Source organism: Virgibacillus carmonensis, assembly GCF_057836705.1.
Map to the genome: position 1 here is coordinate 1 of NZ_JBYQFJ010000366.1, position 538 is coordinate 538.

The window sequence follows — 538 nt, forward strand, 5'->3', positions numbered from 1 at the left end:
TGGTTTGTCGCTCGAGGAGTTAAAGCATCGTTTAAAGAAAGCTGATGATGAGCGGTTATTCGTTTTGGCCGAAGTGTTCAGGCGTGGAATGACGATCGAAGAAATTTTTGACCAAACTAAAATAGACCGCTTCTACCTTGTGAAAATTAGTCGGTTAATAGAACTTGAGCAAGCATTACGTGAAAATAAAAATGACCAGGATTTATTGGAAAAGGTTAAAAAACTTGGGTTTTCTGATGCGCACATAGCAAGGGTTTGGGATACAGCGGTTGATGACGTATACGCCCAACGAATGGAACAAAATATTAGCCCAGTTTATAAAATGGTTGATACCTGTGCCGCAGAATTTGAATCGGAAACACCATATTTCTACAGTACGTATGAAGATGAGAATGAATCCATAAAGTCTGACCGAAAGAAGATTCTTGTTTTGGGTTCAGGACCAATTCGGATTGGTCAGGGTATCGAATTTGATTACGCCACAGTCCATTCTGTGATGGCAATTAAAGAAATGGGTTATGAAGCAATTATCATGAAT

General features: G+C 39.2%; 1 protein-coding gene. It reads left to right on the forward strand.

The window, feature by feature from the left end; translation table 11 throughout:
- A partial coding sequence (locus AC3G7N_RS22385; RefSeq protein ID WP_489424303.1) for a carbamoyl phosphate synthase preATP-grasp domain-containing protein occupies positions 1–538 on the forward strand: 538 nt, incomplete at both ends.